Source organism: Streptomyces sp. NPDC019224 (assembly GCF_040632605.1).
GTDB lineage: Bacteria > Actinomycetota > Actinomycetes > Streptomycetales > Streptomycetaceae > Streptomyces.
On sequence record NZ_JBEYCF010000012.1, the window covers coordinates 60,246 to 86,207 of the forward strand.

28 protein-coding genes and 1 pseudogene are annotated in these 25,962 nt (G+C 73.0%); 13 read left to right on the forward strand and 16 right to left on the reverse strand.

From position 1 onward, the window contains the following. Window positions 1–121 precede the first annotated feature (121 nt). Window positions 122–295: a hypothetical protein gene (locus ABZ564_RS10520; RefSeq protein WP_360852781.1), complete on the forward strand. Its 174-nt coding sequence runs from the start codon at window positions 122–124 to the stop codon at window positions 293–295. Window positions 296–320: 25 nt separating this feature from the next. Here the strand turns inward: ABZ564_RS10520 and ABZ564_RS10525 are convergent, their stop codons facing one another. Both ABZ564_RS10525 and ABZ564_RS10530 read right to left on the reverse strand, forming a co-directional pair. After that, on the reverse strand, window positions 321–866 hold the full coding sequence (locus ABZ564_RS10525; RefSeq protein WP_360852784.1) for an NUDIX hydrolase: 546 nt from the start codon (window positions 864–866) through the stop codon (window positions 321–323). Then, window positions 863–1,315 (reverse strand): NUDIX domain-containing protein, encoded by a 453-nt coding sequence (locus ABZ564_RS10530; RefSeq protein ID WP_360852787.1) that lies wholly within the window; start codon window positions 1,313–1,315, stop codon window positions 863–865. The genes ABZ564_RS10525 and ABZ564_RS10530 overlap by 4 nt, the downstream gene beginning before the upstream one ends. Before the next feature lie 286 nt (window positions 1,316–1,601). On the opposite strand from ABZ564_RS10530, the pseudogene ABZ564_RS10535 reads away from it, so the two are divergent. Beyond that, window positions 1,602–1,738: pseudogene (locus tag ABZ564_RS10535) on the forward strand (ScbA protein); the annotation flags it as partial. Window positions 1,739–1,986: 248 nt separating this feature from the next. On the opposite strand, the gene ABZ564_RS10540 reads toward ABZ564_RS10535, so the two are convergent. Further along, window positions 1,987–2,874 carry a PhzF family phenazine biosynthesis isomerase gene (locus ABZ564_RS10540; protein WP_360852790.1) on the reverse strand — a complete coding sequence of 296 codons (888 nt, stop codon included), beginning with the start codon at window positions 2,872–2,874 and terminating at the stop codon, window positions 1,987–1,989. Between the two features lie 176 nt (window positions 2,875–3,050). Next, window positions 3,051–3,848, reverse strand: a complete 798-nt coding sequence (locus ABZ564_RS10545; protein WP_360852793.1) for an SDR family oxidoreductase — start codon at window positions 3,846–3,848, stop codon at window positions 3,051–3,053. Between the two features lie 235 nt (window positions 3,849–4,083). Between ABZ564_RS10545 and ABZ564_RS10550 the strand changes: the two genes are divergently transcribed. After that, entirely contained in the window at window positions 4,084–5,712 is a 1,629-nt protein-coding gene (locus ABZ564_RS10550; RefSeq protein ID WP_360852796.1) for an alkaline phosphatase D family protein, read from the forward strand. Here the strand turns inward: ABZ564_RS10550 and ABZ564_RS10555 are convergent. Beyond that, window positions 5,709–6,707, reverse strand: a complete 999-nt coding sequence (locus tag ABZ564_RS10555; protein ID WP_360852799.1) for a Gfo/Idh/MocA family oxidoreductase — start codon at window positions 6,705–6,707, stop codon at window positions 5,709–5,711. The two genes, ABZ564_RS10550 and ABZ564_RS10555, sit on opposite strands and share 4 nt — an antisense overlap. A 77-nt stretch (window positions 6,708–6,784) precedes the next feature. Between ABZ564_RS10555 and ABZ564_RS10560 the strand changes: the two genes are divergently transcribed. Both ABZ564_RS10560 and ABZ564_RS10565 read left to right on the forward strand, forming a co-directional pair. Beyond that, window positions 6,785–8,095 (forward strand): multidrug effflux MFS transporter, encoded by a 1,311-nt coding sequence (locus tag ABZ564_RS10560; RefSeq protein ID WP_360852802.1) that lies wholly within the window; start codon window positions 6,785–6,787, stop codon window positions 8,093–8,095. Window positions 8,096–8,124: 29 nt separating this feature from the next. Further along, a complete protein-coding gene (locus tag ABZ564_RS10565; protein ID WP_360852805.1) occupies window positions 8,125–9,123 on the forward strand; it encodes a small ribosomal subunit Rsm22 family protein in 999 nt (332 codons plus the stop codon). Here ABZ564_RS10565 and ddaH read toward each other — a convergent pair. Continuing rightward, entirely contained in the window at window positions 9,120–9,989 is an 870-nt protein-coding gene (gene ddaH / locus ABZ564_RS10570) for a dimethylargininase (RefSeq protein WP_360852808.1), read from the reverse strand. The two genes, ABZ564_RS10565 and ddaH, sit on opposite strands and share 4 nt — an antisense overlap. 318 nt (window positions 9,990–10,307) lie before the next feature. On the opposite strand from ddaH, the gene ABZ564_RS10575 reads away from it, so the two are divergent. Then, window positions 10,308–11,054, forward strand: a complete 747-nt coding sequence (locus ABZ564_RS10575; protein ID WP_360852811.1) for a bifunctional DNA primase/polymerase — start codon at window positions 10,308–10,310, stop codon at window positions 11,052–11,054. A 24-nt stretch (window positions 11,055–11,078) separates the two neighbouring features. Here the strand turns inward: ABZ564_RS10575 and ABZ564_RS10580 are convergent, their stop codons facing one another. From ABZ564_RS10580 to efeO, 4 genes are read right to left on the reverse strand one after another with little or no spacing between them, the layout of a single operon-like run. Continuing rightward, the gene (locus ABZ564_RS10580; protein ID WP_360853020.1) at window positions 11,079–11,993 is read right to left on the reverse strand and encodes a hypothetical protein; all 915 of its coding nucleotides are present in this window, start codon (window positions 11,991–11,993) and stop codon (window positions 11,079–11,081) included. Then, window positions 11,944–12,912: an iron uptake transporter permease EfeU gene (efeU, locus tag ABZ564_RS10585; protein WP_360852813.1), complete on the reverse strand. Its 969-nt coding sequence runs from the start codon at window positions 12,910–12,912 to the stop codon at window positions 11,944–11,946. Before efeU ends, ABZ564_RS10580 begins: the two co-directional genes overlap by 50 nt. Before the next feature lie 30 nt (window positions 12,913–12,942). Then, window positions 12,943–14,208, reverse strand: coding sequence for an iron uptake transporter deferrochelatase/peroxidase subunit (efeB, locus tag ABZ564_RS10590; protein ID WP_360852815.1), 1,266 nt, complete (start codon window positions 14,206–14,208; stop codon window positions 12,943–12,945). Between the two features lie 23 nt (window positions 14,209–14,231). After that, on the reverse strand, window positions 14,232–15,368 hold the full coding sequence (gene efeO, locus ABZ564_RS10595) for an iron uptake system protein EfeO (RefSeq protein WP_360852818.1): 1,137 nt from the start codon (window positions 15,366–15,368) through the stop codon (window positions 14,232–14,234). Between the two features lie 686 nt (window positions 15,369–16,054). On the opposite strand from efeO, the gene ABZ564_RS10600 reads away from it, so the two are divergent. Then, a complete protein-coding gene (locus ABZ564_RS10600) occupies window positions 16,055–16,771 on the forward strand; it encodes a PhzF family phenazine biosynthesis protein (protein ID WP_360852821.1) in 717 nt (238 codons plus the stop codon). A 156-nt stretch (window positions 16,772–16,927) separates the two neighbouring features. Here ABZ564_RS10600 and ABZ564_RS10605 read toward each other — a convergent pair whose 3' ends face one another. Further along, window positions 16,928–17,647, reverse strand: a complete 720-nt coding sequence (locus ABZ564_RS10605) for a TetR/AcrR family transcriptional regulator (protein WP_360852824.1) — start codon at window positions 17,645–17,647, stop codon at window positions 16,928–16,930. Window positions 17,648–17,790: 143 nt separating this feature from the next. On the opposite strand from ABZ564_RS10605, the gene ABZ564_RS10610 reads away from it, so the two are divergent. After that, entirely contained in the window at window positions 17,791–18,678 is an 888-nt protein-coding gene (locus tag ABZ564_RS10610; protein WP_360853023.1) for an NAD(P)H-binding protein, read from the forward strand. Here ABZ564_RS10610 and map read toward each other — a convergent pair. Further along, complete coding sequence (gene map / locus ABZ564_RS10615; RefSeq protein ID WP_360852828.1) at window positions 18,665–19,522, reverse strand: type I methionyl aminopeptidase; 858 nt, start codon at window positions 19,520–19,522, stop codon at window positions 18,665–18,667. The two genes, ABZ564_RS10610 and map, sit on opposite strands and share 14 nt — an antisense overlap. Window positions 19,523–19,580: 58 nt before the next feature. Here map and ABZ564_RS10620 point away from each other — a divergent pair, with 58 nt between their 5' ends. Beyond that, window positions 19,581–19,817, forward strand: a complete 237-nt coding sequence (locus tag ABZ564_RS10620; protein ID WP_360852831.1) for a hypothetical protein — start codon at window positions 19,581–19,583, stop codon at window positions 19,815–19,817. A 58-nt stretch (window positions 19,818–19,875) separates the two neighbouring features. On the opposite strand, the gene ABZ564_RS10625 is transcribed toward ABZ564_RS10620, so the two are convergent. Together ABZ564_RS10625 and ABZ564_RS10630 are read right to left on the reverse strand one after the other, a co-directional pair. Continuing rightward, window positions 19,876–21,186, reverse strand: a complete 1,311-nt coding sequence (locus ABZ564_RS10625) for an MFS transporter (protein ID WP_360852834.1) — start codon at window positions 21,184–21,186, stop codon at window positions 19,876–19,878. A 359-nt stretch (window positions 21,187–21,545) separates the two neighbouring features. After that, window positions 21,546–22,151: a hypothetical protein gene (locus tag ABZ564_RS10630; RefSeq protein WP_360852837.1), complete on the reverse strand. Its 606-nt coding sequence runs from the start codon at window positions 22,149–22,151 to the stop codon at window positions 21,546–21,548. Between the two features lie 151 nt (window positions 22,152–22,302). On the opposite strand from ABZ564_RS10630, the gene npdG reads away from it, so the two are divergent. Together npdG and ABZ564_RS10640 are read left to right on the forward strand one after the other, a co-directional pair. After that, window positions 22,303–23,013, forward strand: a complete 711-nt coding sequence (gene npdG / locus ABZ564_RS10635; RefSeq protein ID WP_360852840.1) for an NADPH-dependent F420 reductase — start codon at window positions 22,303–22,305, stop codon at window positions 23,011–23,013. Window positions 23,014–23,090: 77 nt separating this feature from the next. Continuing rightward, complete coding sequence (locus tag ABZ564_RS10640; RefSeq protein ID WP_360852843.1) at window positions 23,091–23,276, forward strand: hypothetical protein; 186 nt, start codon at window positions 23,091–23,093, stop codon at window positions 23,274–23,276. Here ABZ564_RS10640 and ABZ564_RS10645 read toward each other — a convergent pair. Continuing rightward, a complete protein-coding gene (locus tag ABZ564_RS10645; RefSeq protein ID WP_360852846.1) occupies window positions 23,273–24,061 on the reverse strand; it encodes a site-2 protease family protein in 789 nt (262 codons plus the stop codon). The genes ABZ564_RS10640 and ABZ564_RS10645 overlap by 4 nt on opposite strands. Before the next feature lie 160 nt (window positions 24,062–24,221). Continuing rightward, window positions 24,222–25,064 (reverse strand): alpha/beta hydrolase, encoded by an 843-nt coding sequence (locus ABZ564_RS10650; protein WP_360852849.1) that lies wholly within the window; start codon window positions 25,062–25,064, stop codon window positions 24,222–24,224. Window positions 25,065–25,126: 62 nt separating this feature from the next. On the opposite strand from ABZ564_RS10650, the gene ABZ564_RS10655 reads away from it, so the two are divergent. Both ABZ564_RS10655 and ABZ564_RS10660 read left to right on the forward strand, forming a co-directional pair. Next, the gene (locus tag ABZ564_RS10655; protein WP_360852852.1) at window positions 25,127–25,561 is read left to right on the forward strand and encodes a MarR family winged helix-turn-helix transcriptional regulator; all 435 of its coding nucleotides are present in this window, start codon (window positions 25,127–25,129) and stop codon (window positions 25,559–25,561) included. A 109-nt stretch (window positions 25,562–25,670) separates the two neighbouring features. Beyond that, window positions 25,671–25,865: a hypothetical protein gene (locus ABZ564_RS10660; protein WP_360852856.1), complete on the forward strand. Its 195-nt coding sequence runs from the start codon at window positions 25,671–25,673 to the stop codon at window positions 25,863–25,865. Window positions 25,866–25,962: the final 97 nt, after the last annotated feature.

A 25,962-nucleotide genomic window follows, 5' to 3' on the forward strand; every position in this document is an offset into this window, starting at 1 on the left:
CGGGGGCCGCATGTCGCTGACATTCAATGAGACGGTCGATCCACACACGCGGACGAGCGAGCCGTCTCTCCAGCACGTCGATGCCATCGACCACGAAATCCTCTTGCTGATAGGCCAACGCATGCTTCTGGAACAGCAGTTGCAGCAGGACCGTATCGCCGCAGGCATGCCGGGCACCCGGCTGGCCCGGGAGAACGAGGTCATCCACCGCTACCACCGCGCCCTCGGCCGCCCCGGGACGGAGATCGCCCTGAAGCTCCTCGACCTCTGCCGTCACCGGGGCCGCCCCGGCTGAGCCCCCGCCCCGGCCGCCCCGCCGTTCACCCGTCCCCCCACCCCCACGCGTCGAAGTACGCGGCCGTGCCCGTCAGGCGGGCGGTCATCACCGCTTCCAGGCGGGCGTAGTCCTGGGACGGCATCAGGGGGCGCCACTCCTCCAGGGGGAGCACCCGCACCGCGTCGTGCTCGTCCGGGTCCAGGACGATGGACCGGATCTGCCCGTCCGTGAGCCGCCCGCCGTCGAACACGCACCCCGACGTGCTGTACGGCCAGTCGGCGCCGGGAGGGCCGAAGACGGAGGCCAGCAGGCGTGGCGGGCCCGGTACCTCGATGCCCGTCTCCTCCCGGCACTCCCGCCGCGCCGTCTCCCAGGGCCGCTCGCCGTGGTCCATGGTCCCGCCGGGGAACTGCCACGGGTGCGTCCGTGAGTACGTGGCCCGCAGCTGCACCGGGCGCTGGCACTCGTCGGTGAAGAACACACAGGCGAAGCCGGTCGACTTGGGCACCGAGCGGGCGTACTCCTCGGGCGGGAGCAGCACCCGCCCGGACGTCTCACGGGGGCCGGGGGCCGTGCGGGCCTCGGTCATGCCGCCTCCCAGCCCATCCCGGTGAACAGCCGGCCGGCGCGGATGCCCTCGATCGCGGCGCGGGTGGGGGGCACGACCGGGCCGGGAAGCGCGTCGAGGGGCCACCGGTCCCAGGACAGGCACCGGCCCGGCTCGTGGACCTCCACCTCGCGCGGGGCGGCCGCGAGCAACGTCGGTTCACCGGGCTCGACATGGCCGCCGGGGGCGAGCAGCAGGCCCGTCACCCGGTGGCGCACGTGCAGGACCCGGCCCGCGCGGTCGACGACGGCGGCGCTGCACGTGACGTGTCCGGCCGGCGCCGTCCGGGCGGTGGGGTCGTCCGCCGCGTCCAGCGCCGACAACAGCGGTGCGAGGGCGGCGCGTTCCTCCGGGTGGCGGTCCAGGTAGGGGGTGCCCCCCGTGCGGACGTGGGAGCGGATCGGGGCGGGCGGCTGCGGGGGCTGGGACAAGGGGGGTGCCTTTCGTCGCGGTGCGGGCGGAGGTGCCCGTGGCCGGGCGATACGTCGGCGCGAGGACGGCGGTGGCCCCCAGGGCCTCCTCCGTGATCGGCCGCGGCCGGGTCACCCTGTCCAACGACGGTCCTCACGACTCGAACACCTGTATTTCGGCCAACTCCCCGTCGTGCAGGCCGTACGGGCGTGCGGGGGGCGACCGCCCATGCGCCGCTCCCGCTCACCGTGGCCGGTCCGCCCGGCGAGGGGACGGGCGGACCGGCCCGGCGGATCAGCGGTGCGTCAGGACGTCGTCCTCGCGCCCGCCGGGCCCCCGGAGGGTGGCCGCTGCGGCTCGACGCCCGTCACCCGACGCTGTTCGGCCGCCCCGACTGCCACGTGCCCGGCATCCTGCTCCCGGAGGCGGTCCGGTGGGCGGCGACCGCCCCCGTGCCCGGCTTCCTCCCGGTCACCCTGCGGTCCGGCCTCCTCCGGTACGTGGAGCCGGCCCGCCCCTGCCGGACCGGGGCCCGGCCGGCGCCGGACGGCCTCGTGGCGCGCGCGGTAGCAGGTGGCCGGCCGCGTCGGCGGCGGCCCGGGGATCAACGGCCTCGTGGCGCGCGCGGTAGCAGGACGGCGACACCGTCTTCACCTGCTCGCCGGGGCGTGCCCGACGCGGACCGGCCGGATCAGGCCGGCTCCGGCAGCCGGGTCCCCGTCCCGCTCACCCGCACCCGCGTGTCGCCCGCCCCCAGCGTCACGGTGAGCGTGCCGGGGCGGCCCATGTCCTCGCCCTGGTGCAGGGTCAGCACGGCGGCCTCCGGTACGAGGGCCAGCTCGCGCAGGTACGCCCCGAAGGCGGCCGCCGCCGCACCCGTCGCCGGGTCCTCCACCACACCGCCGACCGGGAACGGGTCGCGGACGTGGAACACCGCGTCGGAGGCGCGCCACACCAGCTGCACGGTGGTCAGGTCCAGCCGGTGCATGAACGCTTCGAGGCGCGCGAAGTCGTAGTCCAGCGCGGCCAGTCGCTCCCGGGTCCCGGCGGCCAGCACGAGGTGGCGGGCGCCCGCGTACGCGATCCGGGGTGGCAGAGCCGGATCGAGGTCGGCGGCCGGCCAGTCCAGGGCCGCCAGCGCCTCGGCCAGGTCGGTCGGTGCGATGTCCTCGACGCCCGGCTCCACACTGGTCAGCGTCGCCCGCAGCTCGTCGCCCTCGCGGACGACGGTGACCGGCACCGTACCCGCGCGGGTGGCGAACTCCAGCTCGCCCGGTCCGTCCCGCTCAGCCAGCGCGAGAGCCGTGGCGACCGTGGCGTGACCGCAGAACGGCACCTCCGCCTTCGGGCTGAAGTAGCGGATCGCGTACCCCCGCGCACCCGGCGCCACCGCTTCGGTCCGCCCGGTCAGGAAGGCCGACTCGCTGTAGCCGAGGTCCGCCGCCACGGCCAGCATGGCCGCGTCGTCCAGAGCCGAGGCGTCGAGCACGACCCCGGCGGGATTGCCGCCCGCGGGGTCGGCGGAGAACGCGGTGTAGCGCAGGATCCCGGGAAACCCGGGCGCGGGAAGATCGCTCATGTGCCGCACAACCGTCTGCGGGACGGCGGCATTCCCGGCCGGGCGCGGCGGGAACCCCCGCCCAGGGGGCGGCCCGCATCCGCCGGGGGCCCCGCCGGGCCGCACCGGCCCACGGCCTCCCGGACGAGACCCGGGCGGCGGCCGACCCGCCCGAGCGGCGCGCCCCGCCCGCTTCCTCAGCCCCGTCCCACGTACGGCATCGCCGTCGCCAGCACCGTCGCGAACTGGACGTTCGCCTCCAGCGGCAGCTCCGCCATGTGCAGCACCGTCCGGGCCACGTCCGCGGCCGCCATCACCGGTTCCACGGCCAGTTCGCCGTCGGCCTGGAGGGTCCCCGTCCGCATGTGCTGCGTCATGTCCGTCGCCGCGTTCCCGATGTCGATCTGGCCGCAGGCGATGCGGTACGGGCGCCCGTCCAGCGACAGCGACTTCGTCAGGCCGGTGATCGCGTGCTTCGTCGCGGTGTACGCGACCGAGTGCGGCCGCGGCGCGTGTGCGGAGACGGAGCCGTTGTTGATGATCCGTCCGCCCCGCGGGTCCTGCTCCTTCATCTGCCGGTACGCCGCCTGCGCGCACAGGAACGCCCCCGTGAGGTTCACGTCGACGACCCCGCGCCAGTCCTCGTACGCCAGGTCCTCGACCGGCACCGGGCCGGGACCGAAGGTGCCCGCGTTGTTGAAGAGCAGGTCGAGGCGGCCGAAGCACTCCCGTACGGAGGAGAACAGCGCGTCCACGTCCTGCGGGCGCGAGACGTCGGCCGGGACGGTGATCATCCGGGCCGTCTCCCCGGCGAGCGCGGCCGTCTCGGCGAGCGGGCCGGGGCGCCGGCCCGTGAGCGCCACCGACCAGCCCGCACCGGCCAGGGCGAGCGCCACCGCGCGGCCGATGCCGGAGCCGGCGCCCGTGACCACGGCCGTCCTCGACGCGGAGCCGGCCGGGGCGTTCTTCGCGGAGTTCAACTGACTGTCGCTCATGCTGCCGCAGCGTACGCGCAGCCCGGCGGGGTGATTCCGGACGGGGCACCGGCGATTCCCGCCCCGCGGAGCCGACCGATGATCATGGTTTCGCCGCGAACGCGGAGTTTGCCCCCGGTGGCACCATCCTGGCGCACTTCTCATCCGGGCGACGCCCGCGCGACGCGAACACGACAGCCTCCGGATGCGCCGGGCCGCTGGACTTCCCCCACACCACCAGTCAGGGGAGGGCCAGATGACGCACTCATCGCCACAGCAGGAGCTTCGCGACGCCGCCCGGCACACCGACCGCCGTCGCTTCCTCACCGTCACCGGAGCCGCCGCCGCGCTCGCCTTCTCGGTCGGCCTGCCCGCCGCAGGGACGGCCAGCGCGCGCGAGATGCAGGGCCGCCAGATCGGCGAGGACCCGTTCACGCTCGGTGTCGCCTCGGGCGACCCGCTGCCGGGCTCCGTCCTCCTGTGGACGCGGCTCGCGCCCCGCCCGTTCGAACCCGGCAGCGGGCTGCCCCAGGCCCGCGTCGAGGTCCGCTGGGAGTTGGCCCACGACGAGCGCTTCACCCGGGTCGTCCGGCGCGGCACCACGTACGCCCACCCGGAGTTCCACCACAGCGTGCACGTCGAGGTGCAGGGCCTCGCCCCGGACCGCGTCCTCTACTACCGCTTCCGCACCGGACAGTGGACCAGCCCCGTCGGCCGCACCCGCACCGCGCCCGCGCCCGGCGCCCGCAAGCGCGAACTGACCCTGGCCGCCGTCTCCTGCCAGGCGTACCACGACGGCTACTTCACCGCGTACCAGCACCTCGCCCAGGAGGACGTGGACGTCGTCTTCCACCTCGGCGACTACCTCTACGAGTACGCCGTCACCGCGGTCGGCGGCGCCCGCAACTACACCGACCGCACCCTGCCCGCCCTCTTCAACCGGGAGACGGCGACCCTGGAGGACTACCGGCTGCGGTACGCCCTCTACAAGTCCGACCCCGACCTGCGCGCCGCCCACGCCGCGCACCCCTTCGTCGTCACCTGGGACGACCACGAGACCGAGAACAACTACGCGGGCGACACCCCGGAGAACAGCCTGCCGCCGGAGGAGTTCCTGATCCGCCGGGCCGCCGCGTACCGCGCGTACTGGGAGAACCAGCCGCTGCGCGCGCCCCAGCGGCCGACAGGGCCCGACATGCGGCTCTACCGCCGCCTCGGCTTCGGCCGGCTCGCCCAGTTCGACGTGCTCGACACCCGCCAGTACCGCAGCGACCAGGCGTACGGCGACGGCTGGCAGACCCCCGGACCCGAGTCCGAGGACCCGAAGCGCACCCTGACCGGCGCCACCCAGGAACGCTGGCTCATCGACGGCTGGCGCCACTCGCACGCCACCTGGAACGTCGTGCCCCAGCAGGTCACCTTCGCCCAGCGACGCGACCTGCCCACCGACGCCTTCAAGCTGTCCATGGACTCCTGGGACGGCTACCCGGCCTCCCGCGACCGCATCCTGAAGGGCGCCGAGCGCGCCGGCGTGGACAACCTCATGGTCCTCACCGGCGACGTCCACGTGAGCTACGCCTTCGACATCAAGCAGGACTTCGACGACCCGGCGTCGCGCACCGTCGGCACCGAGATCGTCACCACGTCCATCACCAGCGGCAAGAACGGCTCCGAGAAGCCGGCCAACTACAACAACCTCATGCAGGCCAACCCGCACATGAAGTTCTACAACGGGCGCCGCGGCTACACCGTCGTCACCCTCCAGGAGCGCTCGGCGCGCGCCGACTTCCGTACGGTCTCCGCCGTCACCACGCCGGGCGCCCCCGTCACCACCGCCGGCTCCTACGTCACCGAGGCCGGCGACCCGGGCCTGAAGCCCGCCTAGAGGGCATCCACCGGGTAGCGGACGCCGATGCGGTCACGTACCGCGTCGAGCGTCCGCATCACCGCGAGCGAGCCCTCCAGCGGCACCAGCGGGGACTCCGTCTCGCCGGCCCGCACCGCGCGCATCACCTCGGCCGCCTCGTACTGCATCCCCGACAGGCCCTGCGGACCCGGGCCCGAGGTGATCTCCTCGGGTTCGGCGCCCGCCCGGTGCAGCACGAAGCCCTGCGGGTGGAAGAAGCTGTGCGGGATGTCGATCCGCCCGCCGGTCCCGATGACCGTGGCGGCCGTCGGGTGGTGCCCGACGATCGAGCAGGACAGCAGCGCGGCCGCGCCCGAGTCCCAGCCCAGCAGCATCCCCGTGTTCAGGTCGACGCCCTCCGGCGACAGCAGCGCGTCCGCCTGCACCCGGTCCGGCTCGCCCAGCAGCAGATGCGCGAACGACACCGGGTACACCCCCAGGTCCAGCAGCGCCCCGCCGCCCAGCCGGGGATCGCGCAGCCGGTGGTCAGGACCCAGGTCGCCCGCGAAGCCGAAGTCCGCCTGCACGGTGCGGATCTCGCCGATCGCCCCGTCCCGCACCAGCTCGGTCAGCCGCCGGATCACCGGGTTGCAGTACGTCCACATCGCTTCCATCAGGAAGACCCCGCGGTCCCGGGCGAGCTTCACCAGCTCCCGCGCCTCGCGCTCGTTCAGCGTGAACGCCTTCTCGCACAGCACGTGCTTCCCGGCCTCCAGCGCCAGCGCGGCGGCCTCCCGGTGCGCGGAGTGCGGCGTGGCCACGTACACCACGTCGACCTCGTCGTCCGCGACCAGGCCGGCCCAGTCGCCGTACGCCCTCGGTATCCCGAACCGCTCCGCGAACGCCCGCGCCGATGCGTCCGTGCGGGAGGCCACGGCCACCACCTCCGCATCGGGCATGGCCCGCAGATCAGCGGTGAACGTCGCCGCGATCCCCCCTGTCGCCAGTACGCCCCAACGGACAGTCCCGCTCATGCACGCTCCCCAAAGGTGTCGACCATCCCCGCTGAGCTGAGAGCATAGAGCCGGATTCAACAACTATGGAGATGAGAATGCCGGAGAGCGGCGTCAGCCGGGCCCAGCACATACACACCCCCGACACCACCCCCGGAACCACCACCGCACCACGCGGCGGGACCGGGCTTCCCACCCCAGCAGCCCGGCGCACCGGCCTCCTCGTCACCCTGGTCCTCGGCGGCCTCACGGCGCTCCCGCCGCTGTCGATGGACATGTACCTCCCGGCGCTCCCCGCCGTCACCGACTCGCTGCACGCCCCCGCCGCCACGGTCCAGCTCACCCTCACCGCCTGCCTCACCGGCATGGCGCTCGGCCAGGTCGTCGTCGGGCCGATGAGCGACCGCTGGGGCCGGCGCCGCCCGCTGATGTTCGGCATGGCCGTCTACGTGCTGGCCACCGCGCTCTGCATCTTCGCCCCGTCCGCCGGGCTCCTCATCGCCTTCCGCCTGGTCCAGGGCCTCGCGGGCGCGGCCGGCATCGTCATCGCCCGCGCCGTGGTCCGCGACATGTACGACGGCGTCGCGATGGCCCGGTTCTTCTCGACGCTGATGCTGATCTCCGGCGTCGCCCCCGTCATCGCGCCGGTCATCGGCGGGCAGGTCCTGCGCCTCACCGACTGGCGCGGCATCTTCGCCGTCCTGACCGTCGTCGGCCTGCTGCTCACCTTCGTCGTCTGGAAGTGGCTCGGCGAGACCCTGCCGCCCGCCGAGCGCCACACCGGCGGCATCGGCGACGCGCTGCGCACGATGCGCGGCCTGCTCGCCGACCGGGTCTTCACCGGTTACATGATCGCCGGCAGCCTCGCCTTCGCCGCCCTCTTCGCCTACGTGAGCGCCTCGCCCTTCGTCATCCAGGAGATCTACGGGGCCTCCCCGCAGACCTTCAGCCTGCTGTTCGGCATCAACTCCATCGGGCTGATCGCCGTCGGCCAGATCAACGGCAAGCTGCTCGTCGGCCGGGTCAGCCTCGACAAGGCCCTCACCTGCGGTCTCGTCGTCATCGTGGCCGCAGCGGTCTCGTTGCTCCTGATGACCTCCGGGGTCTTCGGCGACGTCGGTCTCGTGCCGGTGGCCGCCGGGCTCTTCGTGCTGATGTCGGCGATGGGCCTGGCGATGCCCAACACCAACGCCCAGGCGCTGATGCGTACCAAGCACGCCGCCGGATCGGCCTCCGCGCTGCTCGGCACCTCGCAGTTCCTCATCGGTGCCATCGCCTCCCCGCTCGTCGGGATCGCCGGCGAGGAGACCGCGGTGCCCATGGCCGTCGTCCAGCTCGTCTGCGCGGCAGGCGCGCTCGCCTGCTTCCTGTGCCTCTGCCGTCCCTGGCAGCGTCCCTCCGCGATCTGAGGACGGTCCGGCCCGCCTACAATTCCTCGGTGAACGCCACCCTCCCCACCGCGGACGCCCTGCGCGCGGCCCTGGCCGGACTTCTGGACGGCCTGCCGCCCAAGCAGGCGGGCCAGGCCGTCGACCGGCTCATCGCCCACTACCGGGGCACGATTCCCACCGACACCCCGGTGCTCCGCGACCGCTCGGACGTGGCCGCGTACGCCGCGTACCGGATGCCCGCCACCTTCGAGGCCGTACGGTCCGCCCTCGGCGCGCTGCGCGAGGCCGCCCCCGACTGGGCGCCCGCCACGCACACCGACGTCGGCGGCGGCACCGGCGCGGCGAGCTGGGCCGTCGCGGGGGAGTGGGAGGGCCACCGCACCACCGTCCTGGACTGGGCCGAACCCGCGCTCGCCCTCGGCCGCGAACTGGCCGGCGCCTCCGGGCTGCCCGCCCTGCGCGCGGCGGACTGGCGGCGGGCCCGCATCGGCGAGGACCTCGACCTCGCCGCCACGGACCTGGTGACGATCTCCTACGTGCTCAACGAGCTGACCGTCCCCGCCCGCACCGCGCTCATCGACGCCGCCGCCGGGGCCGCCCAGGCCGTCGTGGTCGTCGAGGCCGGCACCCCGGCCGGCTACGCCCGGATCATCGAGGCCCGCGACCGGCTCGTCGCCGCCGGACTCACCGTCGCCGCGCCCTGCCCGCACAGCGGCGCCTGCCCCATCGAGCCGGGCACCGACTGGTGCCACTTCTCGGCCCGGGTCAGCCGCTCCTCGCTGCACCGGAAGGTCAAGGGCGGCTCACTGGCGTACGAGGACGAGAAGTTCAGCTACGTCGTCGCCACCCGGTTCACGCCCCTGCCCGTGACCGCCCGGGTCGTCCGCAGGCCGCAGATCCGCAAGGGGCAGGTGCTCCTCGACCTCTGCACCCGCGACGAGGGCCTGCGCCGGGACACGGTCACCAAGCGGCACGGCGAGCTGTACCGCGCCGCCCGGGACACGGACTGGGGCGACCCCTGGCCGCCCCCGCCGGGCAGGTCCTAGCCGCGCAGCTCCTGCGTGCAGCACTTCACGCTGCCGCCGCCCTTCAGCAGCTCGCTCAGGTCCATCGGCACCGGCTCGAAGCCGCGCTCCCGCAACGGGTCGAACAGGCCCGTCGCCGCCTGGGGCAGCAGCACGTGGAGCCCGTCGCTCACCGCGTTCAGACCGAGCGCGGCGGCGTCCGCCTCCCCGGCGATCAGCGCGTCCGGGAACAGCCGGGCCAGCACCGCCCGGCTGCCCGGCGAGAAGGCCGCCGGGTGGTACATGACCTCGTCGGCCGCCTCGTCGAGCACGCTCAGCGCCGTATCGAGGTGGTAGTAGCGCGGGTCGACCAGGTCGAGCCCGATCACCGGGCGCCCGAAGAACTCCTGCGCCTCCGCGTGCGAGAGCGGCGACGACCGGAAGCCCCGCCCCGCCAGGACGTAGGAGGCGGTCACCGCGAAGTCGCCCTCGCCCTCGTTGACGTGGTCGGGCTCATGGAACTCGGTGAAGCCGTGGCCGAGGAACCAGTCGCGGTGGGCGGCCGCCTCCTCGAACCGTTCCCGGTAGGCGAAGCGGGCGCCCAGCACCCGGCCGTCGATCACCGTGGCCCCGTTCGCCGCGAAGACCATGTCCGGCAGGTCCGGCCGCGGCTCCAGCAGGTCCACGGTGTGACCGAGCGCGCGGTAGCGGTCGCGCAGGTCCTCCCACTGGGTCTGCGCCAGCGGCAGGTCGACCGGCTTGGTGGGATCCATCCAGGGATTGATGGAATACGTCACCTTGAAGTGGGAAGGGGCGCACATCAGGTAGTGCCGGGGTGTGGCCCGACGGCTGGAGGGGCGGCGCGAAGCGCCTCGATGAGGGGCGGTGGCCGGGTGAGGTGCGGGCAACGGGGACTCCTCACGAATCGTCGCGGCGGGCTGGTGGGCGCCGCGGCCGGTGCGTCGCACGGGTGTGTGCGTGAGCCCATGGTGCGGCGTGCGGGGCTTCGGCGCTGTGGACCGAACGGGTGGTTCACGCGAGCGCGGGCCGGCGGCGTACGGCGCTGCCCGGCCGAGGCTCGTCACTATACGTGCTCTTTCATGACAAAGCGTGTGATAGTGCCCCCCGTGCGGCATCGGCCGTCCCACCCCGCTTCCGGACTCTGGCCACCCGAGGCGCAGGATGGTGGGACCATGGGCAGGGGCAACGCAAAGGCAAGGGGATCGATGGGCGCCGATTTCGGCCGTAATCTCGGCTCGGAGAGCAAGTTTTCCCAGTGGCTGCGGCGACGACCCAAAGCGCAGCGGCGCGAGGTCGACGACACCGCACGGGAGGCGCTGCTCCTGGCTGTCGCCGAGGCCGGAATGCCGATCGCGCCCGCCGCCCACCCGGTCGGCTACCGATGTTCGTGCGAACGCATCGGCTGCCCCACCCCGGCCCGCCACCCGGTCTCCTTCGCCTGGCAGACGCAGTCCACCACGGACCGTGCCCAGATCGAGCGCTGGGCCCGCAGCCAGCCGCAGGCCAACTTCATCACCGCGACCGGCATGATCCACGACGTGCTCGACGTCCCCCTGGCCGCGGGCGAGCAGGCGCTGGAGCGGCTCCTCGCCGCCGGGGTCGAGGTCGGCCCCGTGGCCCGCTCCGGCGACGACCGGATGCTCTTCTTCACCGCGACGCGCGGCACACCCGAGGACGAGGACGAGTGGTGGCCCTGCGAGCTGGACTGCCACCCCGAGACGATGGACGAGCACCCCGGCCTGCGCTGGCACTGCCGGGGCAGCTATGTGCTGCTGCCGCCGGCCCAGCTGCCCGGTGAGCTGGACGTCGCCTGGCTGCGCGGCCCCGAGCACCCGCTGCCGGACCCGCTGACGCTCCTGGAGACGCTGACGGACGCCTGCGCCCGCTTCGTGGGCTCCGCCGAGCAGAGCGACGTCGACCACGACTCGGTGACCTGGCCGCTGCGCCGGTGACCCCGGGCCGGGGAGGGCTCCGGCCTACGAGCCCTTCGCCGACGTCAGGCCGGGCAGCCGGTTGAGCACGGTCACCCTGTCCGCGCCGGCGCCCTTCTTCGGTACGTACACCAGCTGGCTGGAGACCCGCTCCTTGGTCAGCGTGCTCTTCACCTCGCCGGTCAGCAGCGCCTCCACATCGGGGTCGATCGCCGGGCGCAGCCCCTCGGCGGCGGTCTGCCGCTCGTAGTGCCTGCTGCTGAAGAAGACCAGCGCCCCGCCGTCCTCGGTGGCCAGCCCGAGCGGGGCGAACGCGCCGCTGTCCATCGGCTGGTCGACGTACTGGTACGAGAAACCCGCCCGCCGGGTGTTCAGCCGCGCGGCGCGCCACTGCGACGTGGCGGCCCCCGGGGCGAACACGTCCGGCGAGCCCTTCTGCAGGTACTGCGTGTAGCGCGTGCCGAGGTCCCGCGGGGCCACGGCCAGTCCGGGGCCGTCCGCCGCGACCGGCTCGGCCCGGCCGTCTCCGTCCTTCGCGAGGGCGGGCACCTGGCCGGGGGAGACGACCGACAGATAGGCGGCCTTCCAGCCCGCGTCGGGGCCGGACTTGACGAAGGCCAGCAGCCAGCGGGTGTCCTGCTCGCCCTGGTCCTCGTCGCGGTTGGAGTCCGTGTCGGCGAGGAACCAGCGCGGCCAGCCGGCCTTCGCCGGGATGACGAAACGGGCGTCGGTCAGCTCCAGCGGCTGGTGCCGGGTGTTGCCGGTGGGCGCTATCCGGTGCCGGGCCTTGAGCCCCGCCTGGTTGATGGCGCCGAGCGAGCCCGTCACCACGTCCGCGTCCAGCGCCGGATCGTACGCCTTGTCCGCGGCGTTGTACGCGGCGGTGAAGTCCTTCAGGGCCTCGGCGGCCTCAGACCTCGTCGCCGCCGGTACGACTTCCCGCTCGCCGTGCACCGTCATGCACCCGCTCGCCGTCAGGCTCAGCACCGTCGCCACCGCGAGTCCCGTCACCGGCCGCACCGGCTTCAGACTTCTCATCCGTTGCTTTCCGCGCCTTCTGATCCGTCGCCACTGACCGTCCGAACCCTACCGGGGACAGGAACAGCGCGAGGGCCGGGACCAGATACAGGGCCCACACCGTGAGTTGGAGAACGGTCGGGTCCGGCTGGAAGTTGAACGTGCCCTTCAGCAGGGTGCCGTACCAGCTGTCCGGCGGGATCGTGGAGCTGATGTCGAACGCCCGGTTCTGCAGGCCTCCCAGGAACTCCGCCTCCTGGAGGTCGTGCACCCCGTACGCCAGCACACCCGCGGCGACGACCACCAGCATCCCGCCGGTCCAGGTGAAGAACTTCGCCAGGTTGATCCTCAGCGCGCCCCGGTAGAACAGCCAGCCCAGTGCCACCGCCGTGGCGATGCCCAGGACGGCGCCGATCATCGGGTGCCAGCCGTCGTCCGCCGCGTGCACCGCCCGCCACACGAACAGCGAGGTCTCCAGGCCCTCCCGGCCGACCGCGAGGAGCGCGGTGGCCACGAGCGCGCCGGTGCCCATGGCGAGCGCCGCGTCGAGCTTGCCGTGCAGCTCCGCCTTCAGATGGCGCGCGGTCCGCCGCATCCAGAAGACCATCCACGTCACCAGGCACACCGAGACGATGGACAGCGAACCGCCCAGCGCCTCCTGCGCCTTGAACGTCATCTCCTGCGAGCCGAACTCCAGCCCGGCGCCGAAGGCGAGGCTGACGACGACCGCGATGGACACACCGATCCAGATCGGCGCCAGCCGGTCGCGGTTGCCGGTCTTCACCAGGTACGCGATGAGGATGCACACGACCAGACTGGCCTCAAGGCCCTCACGCAGTCCGATCAGGAAGTTGCTGAACACGTCTCGGTTCCCTTTCCGCTTCGAGTCCCGTTACGAGAACAGCGCCCGGCCCCACCAGTCGTCCGTGTCGCGGACGCCCGGCGGGACGGCGAAATGCGCCGAACCCACGTGCTGGATGTACTCGTTGAGTGCGTCGTGTGCCGCCAGGCGCCGTTGCAGGGGAACGAACGCCTTACGGGTGTCGCGCTGGTAGGCCAGGAAGAACAGCCCCGCGTCGAGCCGGCCCAGACCGTCGGTGCCGTCCGTGAAGGAGTAGCCGCGGCGCAGGATCATCGCCCCGTCGTTGCTGTCCGGGTGGGCGAGGCGCACGTGCGCGGTCGGCAGCATCGCCTTCAGGAACGGCTCGTCGCGCTCCTTCGATCTGCCGACCGGCGCGCCCTCGCCCTTGTCGCGGCCGAAGACGTCCTCCTGCTCCTGGAGCGAGGTGCGGTCCCAGGTCTCGATGTGCATCCGGATGCGCCGGGCGACCAGGTACGAACCCCCCGCCATCCACGCCGGTCCGTCCCCGGCCCCGGCCCACACGTGCCGGTCCAGGGCGGCGGTGTCGGTGCCGGAGACGTTCCGGGTGCCGTCCTTGAAACCGAACATGTTGCGCGGGGTCTGGGCGTCGGGCGTGGTCGAGGACGTCTTGCCGAAGCCCAGCTGCGACCAGCGGATCGCGGTGCGGCCCATGCCGATCCTGGCGAGGTTGCGGATGGCGTGCACGGCGACCTGCGGGTCGTCCGCACACGCCTGGACGCACAGGTCGCCGCCGCTGCGGGCCTTGTCGAGGTTGTCGCCGGGGAACTTCGGCAGGTCGACGAGTGCGGCGGGCCGCCGGTCGTCGAGCCCGAAGCGGCCCTTCGCGAACAGCGAGGGCCCGAAGCCGATCGTCAGCGTCAGCCGGGACGGCCTGAGGCCCATCGCCTCGCCGGTGTCGTCCGGCGGCGCCTCGGGCAGGCCCCCGTGGGCGCCGTCGCCGACCGCGTGACCGGCGGTCATCCGCTCGGCCGCCCGGGTCCACTCCTTGAGCAGCGCGACCAGTTCGGCCCGGTCCTTCGTCGTCACGTCGAACGCGGCGAAGTGCAGCCGGTCCTGGACGGCGGTGGCGATACCGGCCTGGTGCGCCCCGTGGAAGGGCACCGCCGCGCCGCTGTCCACGGCCGTGGCCCGGCCGCCGTCGTCGGAGCGGGCCGCGGCGACGCCCACGCCGGCGGCCGCGGCGCCGAGCGCCAGCCCGGCCCCGCCCCAGCCCAGCAGGGCCCGCCGCGACGGGGCGTCGCCCTCGCCGGGCGTCCGGCGCGTCTCCTCGGTCATCCTCCGGGCCTCGTTCCGGCCGGTTACTTCGTCACCGCGGCGGCGAGCTTCGACAGCGGCTCGGCCAGGGCGTTGACCGCGTCCGACAGCTCCTTGCGGTCCGCCTCGCCGACCTTGTCGTAGGAGGTGAAGTCGTACGAGGTGGTGTCCTCGCGGTACTTGTCGAGCAGCTTGTTCAGCGCCGCGAACCGCTTGTCGAGCGTGGCGGTGAGCGCGGCGTCGTTCTTGGACGCGATCGGCTTCAGCAGCTGGTAGGACTGCTCGGCGCCCTCGACGTTGGCCTTGAAGTCGACCAGGTCGGTGTGGCTGTAGCGCTCCTCCTCGCCGGTGACCTTGCCGGTCGCGACCTCGTCGAGCAGCTCCTTGGCGCCGTTGGCCATCGAGGTCGGGGTGATGTCGGCGGTGCCGACCCGCTTCTGCCAGTCGGCCAGGTCCTTGTAGAGGACCGGGGCGAGCGCCTTCTCCTCGGCGCCCAGCTTCTTGTCCTGCCACAGCGCCTTCTCCAGGCGGTGCCAGCCGGTCCACTTCTGGCCGTCCTCAAGACCGTCGGCGCGGACGTCGACCTTCGGGTCGATGTCGCCGAAGGACTCGGCGACCGGCTCGGTGCGCTCCCAGCCGATGCGGGAGTCCGCGTACGCCTTCTTCGCGGCCTCGACGTCACCCGCGGCGACGGCGTCCGTGAAGACCTTGACCTTCGGCAGCGTCTCGTCGGCCTGCGCCTGCACATAGGTGCGGTACGCGGCGACGGCCTTGTCCATCTCGGGGCTGCGCTTGGCCGCCTTGCCCCCGCTGACCTCGATCTTCTGCCGGATGCCGTGGCCCTTCATGCCGGGCTTGCAGGCGATCTCGTACGAACCGGCCTTGATCTCGGCCGTGATGGTGGCCTTGGTGCCGGGGCCGATGTTCTCGCGCTCGGCGACGATGCGGTCGTCCGGGAACAGGACGTAGACCTCGGTGACCTTGGAACCCTTGTTCTGTACGGCCAGTTCGATGTGTCCGGCCGGCAGCTTCGTCTTCGACACCTCGCAGGAGTCGTCCTTCGCGACGACCTCGACGGCCCCCTCGCCCTTGCCGTCGCTCTTCTCGGCGCAGCCCGTGACGGCGGTCAGAGCGGCCGCGGTGGCGGCAGCGGTGACGACGGAGAGACGAACGGCTCGCATACGGGCTCCACATGAGGATGAGGGAGAAGGAGAGAAGGGCCGGACAAAGGCGGGTGAGGCCGACCTAACTTAACCGAGGCTTACCTGTCCGGCACCCGTCCTCATGGTGATTCAGCTCTCACCGCGCGCGCCCGGGAACGGCGGGATCACGGTCGACCCATGGGCGAACCTCGTACAGGTAAAACACAGGCAAAGAGCAGGTCGTTCGATGCGGGCCGGTTACCACGAGCGGCACCGGACCGCGGCTGCGGGAGCACCTCGGCCGGCGACCGCGGGCCTTGCCGGGCAGGACACTTGAGAACACCTCGGCCGGCGCCCTCGCCGCCGCGATCCGCCCCTCGTGCGTCCGCGGAGGCGGTGGCGGTCGGCTCTACCGTGGTCCAGCTCTCGTGCGTCCGCGTACGCGGAGGCCGCCCGAGTGTCCTGCTCCACGTCATCCTGCTTCGTACCCGCGCGTCCGCGTACGCGGCGGCCGCTCCGGATCGCGCGGGACGGCGACTCCGCCTCCCGGCGGCCCCGACCGCCGAGGGCTCCGCCGCTCGCGGCCCCGGGCCCGATCGTGGCGGGCGGTGCCGGGGCGGTCGTCGTGGCCCGCCGCCGTGGTGTCCGGCGCGCCGGACGACACCACCACCAGGGCACCGGCCCTCTCGTGGGGCGAGTGCCGGGGCGGTGCTTGAATGCCCCCTGTGAGCGACTTCGACGTACCTGCCGGCATCGACATCCTGCGCGTGTTCTGCGGCCCCGACGGCCGGCACGGCAACGCCCTCGGTGTCGTACGCGACGGGAGCCGTCTCCCCGGCCGGGCGGCCCGGCAGGAACTCGCCCGCCGGCTCGGCTTCAGCGAGACCGTGTTCGTCGACGACCCCGAGCGCGGACGGCTCGACATCTACACCCCGGGGCTTCGGCTGCCGTTCGCCGGGCATCCCGTCGTCGGCGCGGCCTGGCTGCTCGACCTGGAGATCCTGGAGTTGGAGGTGGGCGAGGTGTTCGCCCGCCAGGACGGCGAGTTCAGCTGGATCACCGCCCGCCCCGAGTGGGCGCCGCCGCGCACCCTCCAGCAGTACGCCTCGGCCGCCGAGGTCGACGCGCTCCCGGCCCCGCCACCCGGCGAGGGCTGGCTCTACGCCTGGGCGTGGGAGGAGGAGGCGGCGGGCCGGGTCAGGGCGCGGGCGTTTCCCCGCCGGTTCGATGAGCGCGGCGTCAGCCGCTCCGGTGGAGCCGGTGCTTGCACCGGGGGCATCGTCGAGGACGAAGCGACGGGGGCCGCGGCCCTGTTGCTGAGCGCGCGGCTCGGACGCGCGCTCAACATCACGCAGGGCCGCGGCTCCCAGATCCTCACGGCACCCGCGCCGGACGGCAGGGTGGAGATCGGCGGCAGGGTGGTCCTGGCCCACCACGGATAGCGAAGGCGCGGGCGATCGGAGCCTCGGCCCGCCGAGGCCGTCCGCCGGTGGCACGGACCGGTGCGCCGATCCGCTCGCCCGGCCTTTCCGGGTCGGCTGCTTGCCGGCGCCCCGGTCGGTGACCGCGGGTGGGCGGTCCCCCGGCTCCGGGGCGTGTCAGGCGTTCTCGTCGGGGTCGGCGGAGATGCGGTCGAGCAGTTCCGCGAGCAGGGCGCGCTCGCCCGCCGTCAGTGCTCCGGTCCTGGGGAGAAGTGCTTGCAGGGCCACGGCCGCCGCGGCCGGGCCGGCGGCCGGGGCGGCCGGTGCCTCGGTGGTGATCGCGGCGATGACCGCCTCCCTCGCCAGGTACGACACGCTCATGTCCCGGCGGTCCTCGGGGGTGGCGATGAGGGAGAGGGTGGTGCCGCCGCCCACGGCGTGCACCAGGTGGGTGGCGCGCGCCTCGTCGATCCGCAGGCGCCCCGCCTCGGCGATCCGGTGGATGTGCGCGGCGAGGATCTCCAGCGCGGCGGTGGCGGCGGGGGAGGGGGCGCCTGGGCTGGGCTGGGCGTACATCAGGGTGTACAGGGCCGGGTTGGCCAGGCCGAACTCCGTGTTGAAGTTCCAGCCCCTGCGCAGGTCCTCCACCGGGTCGCCGGTGGGTGCGAGCGCGGCCTTCTCGTCGATGTGGCTCGCGAAGCCGTGGGCGGCGACGGCGTCGAGCAGGCCCTGCTTGTCCCCGAACAGCCGGTAGATGGTGGGGGCCTGGACGCCTGCCGCGGCGCTGACCGCCCGCGTCGACACCGCCTCGCGGCCCTCCTCCGCGAGCAGCCGGGTGGCGGCGGCGATGATCCGTTGGCGGTTGCTCCCGGCGGGGGCGGGGTGCTCGGTCTCCATGGTTTCCGATGATAACGGAATTATGTTAGCGGTTTGCGCTATCGACGTTAGCGTGTCATCGTTAACGGTGGAAACGGTGAGTGGCCGGTGACGGCCGACGTGCCGTGTTCCTGTCCCCGGCCATGTCTGCTTCGGAGGTTCCCGTGATCGTCCTCACCGCTCCCACCGGCCGGATCGGCCGCCAGGTGCTCGACGCGCTGCTCGACGGCGGCGAGAAGGTGCGGGTGATCGCCCGCGACCCCGCCGGGCTCACCCCAAAGGCGCGCGAGCGCGTCGAGGTCGTCCAGGGCTCCCACAGCGACCCGAAGGTGCTGGGCGAGGCGTTCGAGGGCGCCGACAGCGTCCTGTGGCTGGTCCCGCCGGACCCCGGCGCCCACGACGTCCGGGAGCACTACCTCGGCTTCACCCGCCCGGCCTGCGAGGCCGTCAAGGACCGGGGCGTCCGCCGGGTCGTCGGCGTCAGCAGCCTGGGGCGCGCCTACGGGGCGCCCGCGGGACAGCTGTCGGCCGCGTTCGCGATGGACGAGATGATCGAGAGCACCGGCGCCGCCTACCGGTCCCTGGCCATGCCGTTCTTCATGGAGAACCTGCTCCACCAGACCGATGCGCTCACGACGCGGGGCGTGTTCTCCGCGCCGGTCGCCGCCGACCGCCCGCTGGCGCTCGTCGCCACCCGCGACATCGCCGCGGTGGCCGCACGCCTCCTGGCCGACGACTCCTGGTCCGGGCAGGGCACCGTCCCGGTGATCGGCCCCGACTCGCTGACCCCCGACGACATGGCCCGCGTCCTGTCGGAGGTCCTGGAGCGCCCGGTCCGCTTCGAGCGGCCCGACGGCGAGGAGTACAAGGCCACGCTGACGCGGTACGGGATGCACGAGGCCTGGGCCCAGGGCCTGCTCGACATGGCCGCCGCCCAGGACGACGGCATCTACGAGCCCGAGTGGCGGGCCCTGACCACCCCGGCGCCCACCGGCTTCCGCCAGTGGTGCCGGGAGGTGCTCATACCCGCCGCGAGGACTACGGCAGCGTGAGGATGTCCGCGCCGGTCTCCGTCACCACGAGCGTGTGCTCGAACTGGGCGGTGCGCTTGCGGTCCTTCGTCACCACGGTCCAGCCGTCGTCCCACATGTCGTAGTCGTGGCTGCCGAGCGTCAGCATCGGCTCGATGGTGAACGTCATGCCGGGCTTCATCACGGTGGTGGCGTGCGGGCTGTCGTAGTGCGGCACGATGAGCCCGGAGTGGAACGAGGTGTTGATCCCGTGCCCGGTGAAGTCCCGGACCACCCCGTACCCGAAGCGCTTCGCGTACGACTCGATGACCCGCCCGATCACGTTGATCTGGCGGCCCGGCTTCACGGCCTTGATCGCGCGCCGCAGCGACTCCTCGGTGCGCTCGACGAGCAGCCGCGACTCCTCGTCGACCTCACCGCAGAGGTAGGTCGCGTTGTTGTCGCCGTGCACCCCGTTGATGTACGCGGTCACGTCGAGGTTCACGATGTCGCCGTCACGCAGCACGGTGGAGTCCGGGATGCCGTGGCAGATCACCTCGTTGAGGGAGGTGCACAGCGACTTGGGGAAACCCCGGTAGCCCAGCGTCGACGGGTAGGCCCCGTGGTCGCACATGAACTCGTGGGCCACGCGGTCGAGTTCGTCCGTCGTGACGCCCGGGGCGATGTGCTTGGCGGCCTCGGCCATCGCCTGCGCGGCGATCCGTCCCGCGATGCGCATGCGCTCGATGGTGTCGGCGTTCTGCACTTCCGGGCCGGTGTACGGCGTCGGGGCGGGCTTGCCCACATACTCGGGGCGCCGGATGTTTCCGGGCACGGAACGGACGGGAGCGATCTCCCCTGGTACGAGCAGCGACTGGCCAGACATGCCAGCGAGTCTAACCAGCCTGTCCGGGGCACCATGGCAGAGAGGAAAGGAACCGATGATGGCCCTGTTCAAGAAGCGCACGGTCGGCAAGCCCGGCGAGTGGTTCTACTGCCTGGAGCACAAGAAGGTCGAGGAAGGCCCCGAGTGCCCGGCCAAGGACCGCTTCGGCCCGTACGCCTCCCGGCAGGAGGCGCAGCACGCCCTGGAGACCGCGCAGGAGCGGAACCTGGAGTGGGACACGGACCCCAAGTGGCACGACCGCAAGGGCCCGGAGGAGAACGAGGCGGCCGGCTGACGGGAGCCGCCGGGGCGCGGAACCGCGACCGCCGACCGGCCGGGGCCCGGCCCCGGGCTCAGGCCGCCGGTTCCACGTCCATCCCGGTCGCGTGCCGGGCGCGCCTGCGCAGCGCGTCCTCGTCCGTCGCCGAGTCGTACGTGAGGAGCTTGGGGAGCGCCGCCGCCAGCAGCGCAACCGAGGCGACACAGGCCACACCGCCGGTCCAGATCGCGGGCCGGGTCCCCGTCCACCCGGCCATGCCACCGGCCCGGACCTGGCCCAACTGGGGCCCCACGCTGTACGAGAGCACCTCGATACCCGCGAGACGGCCGCGCAACTCCTCCGGGATCGTCTGGTTCCAGATGGTCGAACGGCCGAGCCCGCTGAGCATGTCGCCCGCCCCGGCGAACCCGAGGCAGACCAGCACCAGCCACACGTTGCCGAACCAGCCGGCCGCCGCGATCGCTAGCCCCCAGACCGCGGCGCCGAACACCACGAACAGCCCGTGCCTGCGCACCCGCGAGGTCCAGCCACTGGTCAGCCCCAGGGCGAGAGAACCGACCGAGCCCGCCGCGTACATCAGGCCCAGCGACCAGTCCGCGTCCAGCTCGTCCGCGAGGAACGGGAAGACCGTGTTGGGGAAGGCGAAGAACATCGCGGCCATGTCGATCGCATACGTCCCGAGCAGCACGGGCCTGCTCCAGGCGTAGCGGGCGCCCTCCACGATGCCGCGCAGCGACGGCTTCCGCCCCTTCTCGGCGGGCGGCGCGGGGGCGAGCCTGCGGCACATCAGCACGGAGGCGGCGAAGGTGACGACGGTGATGGAGTAGGCGGTGGCGTGTCCGGCGTAGGCCACCACCAGACCGGCCAGCGACGGGCCCATGATCGCCCCGGCCTGCCAGCGCAGTGAGTTCAGCGCGGCGGCCGCCGGCAGCTGGTCGTGCGGCACGATGCGGGCCATCAGCGAGTCCAGCGCCGGCCGCTGGAGCCCGGCGAGCGCGGAGACCCCGCCCGCCACCACGTAGAGCGGCCACAGCATCGGGTCGGGCAGGGCCGCGTTCACCAGCAGGATCACCGCGAGCAGGCCGAGCCCCGCCTCGGTGGCCAGGATGATCTTCCGCCGGTCGGCGGCATCGGCGAGCGCGCCCCCGTACAGGCCGCATATGACCAGCGGCACCAGTTCCACCGCGCCCATCGCGCCGACGGCGAGAGGCGAGCCGGTGAGGTCCTTGATCTGGAGCGGCAGCGCGATCAGCGCCATGAAACTGCCGAAGTAGGTGACGATCCCCTGCACCCACAGCAACCGGAAGTCGGCCGACGAACGCCAGGGCGAGAGATCGGGGAGAAGCGCGCCGAGCCTGGCGGCAAGGGAGGTGGGAGAGGTCACGAGGAGACATGGTCGGTCGCGCTTGGGGCGGGGCGCAAACGGATTACCCGGAGAGGGGCGGCCGGGGGCGCCGCGCACGGCCGGGGCCGCCGCGCACGCCGGGGGCGGTGCGGTCTGCCCGGGGCGGCCCCTCGCGGCGCCGGCGGTGATGGCCGCGCCCGGCCCGGCCCGGACGCACGGCCCCGCCCGCTACCGGCGCGGTGGCGGGGGAGCCGTCAGCCGGTCGGCCGTGCGGGTCGCCCCGGCTGCGGTACGGCCGCCCGCGCGCGTCGAGCACGCCCGGCGCGCGTCGAGCACGCCCGGCGCAGTCGGGCCGTACGGGCCGCACGGCTCGGGCACCCCTGCCCCCGCCCCGCCGCTCACCAGCGCGGTGGCGGGGGAGCCGTCAGCTGGTCGGCCAGCCGCGACAGGCGGTCGCGGAAGGTGCGCCGGCCGCCGCGCGGGACGGGGGCGCCGTTCTCCCCGGCGGCGGCGCTGACCAGGTGCTGGACGGTGTCCAGGTCCACGTCGTCCCCGGCCGTCACGGACAGCGCCTCATGGGCGAGCCCGCGCACCTGCGGATCCCCGTTGTCCAGCGAGAGGACCGTGGCCCCGGCCCGGCGGGCGTCGTGGACCCGCTCCAGGAGCCCCTCGCCGGGGCGCTCCGGCGTCACCACGAGCAGCGTCTCGCCCCGCCCGGCCGCCTCGATCCGGCCGAGGCCGACCGCCAGGTGCGCCGGGTCGCCCGGTTCCACCCGGTGGCGTACCAGGGTGGGCCGGAGTTCGGGCAGCCCGGACCAGGTGGACTCGTCGACCAGATGGGCCGCCAGGTGCCAGGGCTCGTACGCCTCGGTCCCCACCAGCAGCAGCCCCCCGCCGTGCGGGACCACGGAGGAGCGGAGCGCGCCGGCGAACTGCCGGGCGGCGGCGGGCCACTGGGTCCTGGCGAGCACTTCACGCAGCAGCGCCACACGTACGGCATCCATGGCCCGGCATCCTGCACCATGGCGGGGCCCCGGCACCGGCGAAAGGCCGGACAGCCATCCGTACGGGTGGCGGCTCGGGGTCGTACGACGAACGTCCGGTCGGCCGAGGACGGCGGGCTCAGCCGCCGTACCGCGCAGTAGTGTCGGGGCCATGACTACGAATGACAGCGGCAGTACGCCCAAGCCCCCCGCCAAGGACCCCTGGGACCTGCCGGACGTGTCCGGCCTGACCGTCGGCGTGCTCGGCGGCACCGGCCCGCAGGGGCGCGGGCTCGCGTACCGCTTCGCCCGCGCGGGCCAGCAGGTGATCATCGGCTCCCGCGCCGCGGACCGCGCACAGGCGGCGGCCGGGGAACTGGGGAACGGTGTCCGGGGCGCGGACAACGCCACGTGCGCGCGCGAGAGCGACGTGGTGATCGTGGCGGTGCCGTGGGACGGCCACGCCAAGACGCTGGAATCGCTGCGCGAGGAACTGGCCGGGAAGATCGTCGTCGACTGCGTCAACCCGCTCGGCTTCGACAAGAAGGGCGCCTACGCGCTGAAGCCGGAGGAGGGCAGCGCCGCCGAGCAGGCCGCCGCCCTGCTGCCGGACTCCCGCGTCACGGCCGCCTTCCACCACCTGTCGGCGGTGCTGCTCCAGGACGAGACGATCGACGAGATCGACACCGACGTCCTCGTGCTGGGCGAGGCCCGCGCCGACACGGACATCGTCCAGGCGCTGGCCGGCCGCATCGCGGGCATGCGCGGCATCTTCGCGGGCCGGCTGCGCAACGCCCACCAGGTCGAGTCACTGGTGGCGAACCTGATCTCGGTCAACCGCCGCTACAAGGCGCACGCCGGACTCCGTACGACGGACGTGTGACCCGGGCCCGCACCGGACGTCCCGGGGCATGGGGGACACTGGACGGGACCACGCATCACCCCCGACAGGAGCCACCCATGCCCCGCCTCGCCCTCTACGCCCTCGTCGTCTGCGTCCTGGCCCTCGCCGCGGCCGTGACGTCCTTCGTCCAGGGCAGCGTGCTCATCGGCGTCGTCTGGGTCCTGCTGGTCGGCCTCTCCTCGAACATGGCCTGGTACTACCTGCGCCGCCGCCGCGCGGAGTCCGCGGAGCGGAGCGCCTAGCCGGCGACAGCGCACATCGGGTCGGCCCCCTGCCAGAAGCGGTAGGCGTCCAGGCCGCAGTCGCTCCACCAGCCGTGCACCCCGAGCCCCCTCAGCAGGGCGTAGACCGCGTCGAAGAAGGCGCGGTTCAGTTCCGGGACCCACAGCAGGGCGAAGACCGCGATCAGGCCGAAGGGGGCGATCGGTTCGACCGCGCGGCGGGCCGAGAGGGAGAGCCACGGCTCGATCACGCCGTAGCCGTCGAGCCCCGGCACGGGCACGAAGTTCAGGATGGCGGCCGTCACCTGGAGCAGCGCCAGGAACGCCAGTGCGTTCCGGAAGGCGGGCGGCACCCCGTCGAGGGCGTCCAGCCAGAACGGTGCGGTGCACACCACCGCGAACAGCACGTTGGTCAGCGGCCCGGCCGCCGAGATCAGACTGTGCCGCCACCGGCCGGGAATCCGGCCCCGCTCGATGAACACCGCACCACCGGGCAGCCCGATCCCGCCCATGATCACGAACAGCACCGGCAGCACGATGCTGAGCAGGGCATGGGTGTACTTCAGCGGGTTCAGCGTCAGATAGCCCTTGGCCCCGATCGAGATGTCCCCGCTGTGCAACGCGGTCCTGGCGTGTGCGTACTCGTGCAGACACAGCGACACGACCCACGCCCCGGTCACGAACAGAAACGTCGCGAACCCCGGCTGCGCCGCGAAGTCCGCCCACACCCCCCACCCGGCCACGGCCGTCACGGCGGCGATCCCGAGGAAAACCGGACTGATCCTTTGGTGCGCTTCGGTCGGCATGACCCGAGCCTAGGGTGCTCCTGCGGTCCCCTACCCCCTTCCGAAGGAGCCGAAGGGCTCCGCCCACACGGCGGCGTTGACCGGCGGGCGGCCCGATCAGGTGGTGTGCTCCAGCGCGGCGCCGGCGGCCTTCCGTACGGCCGGCGCGAGCTGATCCACGTCAATGCCTTGTGCGTGGCCGGTCCATGACCGCGGTGACGTGGGCAGGTGCACGAGTCCGACCCGAGTTGCTCGTCCGGCGCAGGTGGGCGTCGATGAGAGCGAAGGTGGCTTCCGGTTGTTCGATCTGCGGAAGGTGGCCCGCCTCGGGGATGACCTCGAGTCGGCCGTTGCCGAAGGCGTCGGCGTACGCCGCACCGTAGGCGGGGGTGACGATGCGGTCGCTCTCGCCCCAGAGCAGGAGCGCAGGCGCCTGGATATGCCCAAGCCGGCGCAGCAGTTCGCGGTTGTGCATGTAGGGGTCGCCGGCGAGCACGCGCATGGTGGCCATGTTGGTTCGTCTGCGCGCGAGTTCTTCGGAGGGGACGTCGGCCGGGTCGAGGTAGTAGCGGTCCGAGTCGTGCCAGGAGTGCTCCGCAACGCCGCGGGGGTCAAGGGCGAAGAAGTCGGTGATCGGTTCCGACTCGACCTCCACGCCGACGGCGTCGATCAGAACGAGGCCGGTGATGCGTCCCTCGCTGTCGCGTACGGCCATCTCGGCGGCTGTCCAGCCCCCGAGGGAGGAGCCGACGACGAGAACGTCGCTCAGCTCGCGTTCGCGCAGGGCGTGCAGGTAGACGAGGGCGAGGTCGTCGATGCCGGTGAGCCATGCGGGGCGGTGTGTGCCGTCCCAGCCGGGGTGCACGGGCGTGACGGTGTGGGCGATGCGGGAGAGGTGCTGGGCGAGGCCGGCGACGGTGGCGGGGCCTCCGCCGCCGTGCAGGATGAGAACTGGCCTGCCGGCTCCGGCTTCGGCCAGGGTGAGGGGCAGGTCGGCGGGCACAACTGATGCGTCGGTGAGCATGCGCACCAAGGTAACTAAACATCTTTATATAAGCTAGCTTAGTTGTGGCGTAGACTCGCTCCATGCATGGTGAGCTGCAGGAACTCGGCAGAGCGGTCAAACAAGCCCAGTATCGACAGCATCGGGCACTCGACAGCGCCCTCACGGCCATCGGCACGACGCTGGCCCAGTGGGACGCCCTGCGCGCGATCAGCCGCTCGCCCGGGGCCTCGGCCCGCGAACTGGCCGCAGCGACGTTTCAGACCGGGCAGGCCTTCGGAACGCTCGTCGGGCGCCTCGCGGCACAAGGCCTGGTAGAGCGCAGACCGGGACACGGCCGGCGGATCGAGCACCACCTCACGCCCGCCGGGGAGCGAGTCCTGACGGCCGGCCACAAGGTCGCTGACGAGGTGCTCGCCGACTGCTTCGCCGCCTTGCCCGACGTGGACCGCGCAACCCTGCTCGACCTGCTTCGACGCCTCACCACGGAGCGGGACACCTACGGGGGTACCGCCTGACCGCCTCTTCCTCCGCCGCCGATGTCTCCTGCCCCTCCCCCGTCTGGGCGGAGTCGATGGGCGGCCCTCTGATCGTCATCCCCGTCTCTGCCCTGGCTTTCTGGGGCGGGTGTTCGGCGGAGAGGTGTTCCTGCGGTGGCTCGCCGCCGAATCCGAGGCCGGGCTGAGTGCTGCGGCACATGCGGTGCCCGCCCAGGCGTCGGTCCCGCTGCCCGCCGGCCGCTGGAGGGTCCGCGCCACGCAGACCACGGTGGGCGAGGAGGACTGCGTCGGGCTGGTCCAGCTCCTGCCGTGCGCATCCTGATCGGGGAGTGCTTCGGTCGGTGCGGCCATCCGCAGCGTGTGGGACTCGGCCTGGCAGCCGTCCCCGGCGGGCGGAACGCCCCTGCTAGCGTCCCCCC